Consider the following 2,899-nt stretch of genomic DNA (forward strand, 5'->3'; position numbering starts at 1 on the left):
CCACCCCCATCGAGCCGGGAGGACGGCCATGAACCCCGGGAACGCCCCCGACACCCCCCGCGACCCCGGGGCCACCGGTACCGGCGGCGGGTCGGGCAACGCCCGGCTCATCGACCGCTGGCGGGCCGTGCTCACCGACAACTACGGCACCCCGCCGCTGCCCCTGGTCTCCGGAACGGGGGCCCGGCTGCGCGACGCCGACGGTCGGGAGTACCTCGACTTCCTCGGCGGGATCGCGGTCTCCTCCCTGGGCACCGGTCACCCCGCCGTGGTCCGCGCGGTGAGCGAGCAGGTGGCGACCCTGGCCCACGCCTCCAACCTGTACGCGACCGAGCCGCCGGTGGCGCTCGCCGAGCGGCTGCTCGACCTGGCGGGTCGCGAGGGCCGGGTGTACTTCTGCAACTCCGGCGCCGAGGCCAACGAGGCCGCCTTCAAACTGGCCCGGCTCACCGGCCGGCCGCGGATCGTGGCGGCCGTCGGCGGCTTCCACGGCCGCACCATGGGGGCCCTCGCCCTGACCGGCCAGCCGGCCAAGCAGGAGGGGTTCCACCCGCTGCCGGCCGGCGTGGAGCACGTGCCCTACGGCGACATGGAGGCGCTGCGCGCCGCCGTCACCGGGGAGACCGCCATGGTGATCCTGGAACCCGTCCAGGGGGAGAACGGCGTGGTGGTCCCCCCGCGCGGCTACCTGACCGCCGCCCGGGAGATCACCCGCGCCACCGGCACCCTCCTGGCCGTGGACGAGGTGCAGACCGGGATCGGACGCACCGGTGAGTGGTTCGCCTGCGGCGCGGAAGGGGTGGCACCCGACGTCATCACCCTCGCCAAGGGCCTGGGGGCCGGTCTGCCCATCGGCGCGACCCTGGTCTTCGGCCCCGCCGCCGACCTGTTCACCCCCGGCCGGCACGGCTCCACCTTCGGTGGCAACCCGGTGGCCTGCGCCGCCGCGCTGGCCGTCCTGGACACCATCGCCTCGACCGACCTGCTCCAGCGGGTCAAGGAGGCCGGGGAACGGCTGCGCGCCGGCATCGAGGCACTCGACCACCCCCTGGTGGAGGGGGTGCGCGGAGCCGGCCTGTTGCTGGGGATCGTGCTCCGGCACCCGGTGGCGGCGAAGGCGCAGGAGCACGCGCGGGGAGCGGGCCTCCTGATCAACGCCGTGGCCCCGGACGTCATCCGACTGGCCCCGCCGCTGGTGGTCACCGACGACGAGATCGACGCGCTCACGGCGGCGCTGCCGGGGATCCTGGACGCCGCCGGGGCGGGGATCGGCAAGGACGAGGGGGTCGGGGGATGAGAACGACCGCACGGGGTACCCGACGACGACCGATGCCCCGGCCGGCGCGCGGCACCGGGCGCCCCGGGGGAGGACGGTGAGCGTGGACCGCAACGGCGGCCCCGCGGTGCCGCAGACCCGCACGGCGCGCCACCGCAGGATCGTGGACATCCTCAACCGTCAACCGGTTCGCTCCCAGAGCCAACTGGCGAGGCTGCTGGCCGATGACGGGCTCTCGGTCACCCAGGCCACCCTCAGTCGCGACCTCGACGAACTGGGCGCGGTGAAGATCCGCAATCCCGCGGGGGAGCTGATCTACGCCGTGCCCAGCGAGGGTGGTTACCGCACTCCTCGCGCCCCCCTGGGGGAGTCGGTCAAGGAGGAGCGGATGGCCCGGCTCGCCGGTGAACTCCTCATCTCGGCGGAGGCGTCCGCCAATCTCGTGGTGCTGCGCACCCCGCCGGGGGCCGCGCAGTTCCTGGCCTCCGCCATCGACCAGGCGGAACTGCACGAGATCCTGGGCACCATCGCGGGGGACGACACCCTGTTGTTGATCAGCCGTGAGCCGACCGGCGGTCAGGAACTCGCCGATCACCTGCTGCGCCTCGCGCAGCGCGAGCGCTGATCGGCGCGGCGCGCCCCGGGGAGGGGCGCGCCGCGCCGCCGGCCGCTTCAGCGGTCGCGGCGACAGGCCAGCCGGGCGAGGGCGGAGAGCCGCCGGGCGGCCTCCGGCGCCGGCTCGGCGGCCTCCAGGGCGGCCAGCGCCCGCTCCAACTCCCCGGCGGCCCGTCGTTCGGCCCACTCCCGCCCGCCGGCCTCCTCGACCAACCGGGCCAGCAGGGCCAGTTCACCGGGTGTCTCCTCACCCGTCCCGTCGGGCGGGGGCGTGTATCGGCGGGCCAGTCGCCGGCCCGCCGGGGTGCCCGACTCCAGGGCCGCCACCACCGGCAGGGACTTCTTCCGGCAGGCCAGGTCGGCACGGGCGGGTTTGCCGGTCACCGCCGGGTCCCCCCAGATCCCCAGCAGGTCGTCGGTGAGCTGGAAGGCCGTGCCCAGGTGTCGGCCGAAGGCCCGCAGCGACGCGATCCGTTCGGGCCCGGCCCCGCCCCACAGGGCCCCCAGGGCGCAGGAGCAGGCGAGGAGTTCCGCGGTCTTGCGCTCGGCCATGGCCAGGCACTCGGCGAGTGTCACGCGATCCCGCTCCTCGAAGGAGATGTCCGCCCGTTCCCCCTCGACGAGCAACTCGGTGGAGCGGGCCAGCCACCGGATCCCGGTGGCGAGGTGCGGGGAGTCGTCCTCGGCCAGGGCCCGGGGGGCCAGTGCCAGCAGGGCGTCCCCGGTCAACAACGCGGTGGGCGAGCCGAACACGGCCCAGGCGGTGGCGCGGTGGCGTCGGGTGGTGTCCCCGTCCAGGATGTCGTCGTGCAGCAGCGAGAAGTTGTGCACGAGCTCCACCGCGACGGCGGGGGCCACCGCGTCCCGCGCCGAACCCCCCACCGCCTCGGCGCACCCCGTGACCAGGGCGGGACGCAGTGCCTTGCCGGTGGGGCCGCCGTCGGGGCGCCCGGCCGCGTCGGTCCAGCCGAAGTGGTAGGAGGCGACCCCGGCGAGGGGGGCGGGGAG

General features: G+C 75.6%; 3 protein-coding genes. 2 read left to right on the forward strand and 1 reads right to left on the reverse strand.

Annotated features, from left to right (window positions below):
• Window positions 1-28: 28 nt before the first annotated feature.
• Both FOE67_RS21600 and FOE67_RS21605 read left to right on the forward strand, forming a co-directional pair.
• Complete coding sequence (locus tag FOE67_RS21600) at window positions 29-1,297, forward strand: acetylornithine transaminase (protein ID WP_182666507.1); 1,269 nt, start codon at window positions 29-31, stop codon at window positions 1,295-1,297.
• Between the two features lie 76 nt (window positions 1,298-1,373).
• Window positions 1,374-1,901 carry an arginine repressor gene (locus FOE67_RS21605; RefSeq protein WP_182666508.1) on the forward strand — a complete coding sequence of 176 codons (528 nt, stop codon included), beginning with the start codon at window positions 1,374-1,376 and terminating at the stop codon, window positions 1,899-1,901.
• A 47-nt stretch (window positions 1,902-1,948) separates the two neighbouring features.
• Here FOE67_RS21605 and FOE67_RS21610 read toward each other — a convergent pair.
• Window positions 1,949-2,899: polyprenyl synthetase family protein (locus FOE67_RS21610; RefSeq protein WP_182666509.1), on the reverse strand; the 951-nt coding region annotated here is incomplete at its 5' end.

This window comes from Streptomyces calidiresistens, assembly GCF_014141525.1.
Lineage (GTDB): Bacteria > Actinomycetota > Actinomycetes > Streptomycetales > Streptomycetaceae > Streptomyces > Streptomyces calidiresistens.

Bases quoted from the DNA above. Each gene is read 5' to 3' on its own strand.
- FOE67_RS21600 (WP_182666507.1), top strand. From the start codon at position 29: ATGAACCCCGGGAACGCCCCCGACACCCCCCGCGACCCCGGGGCCACC.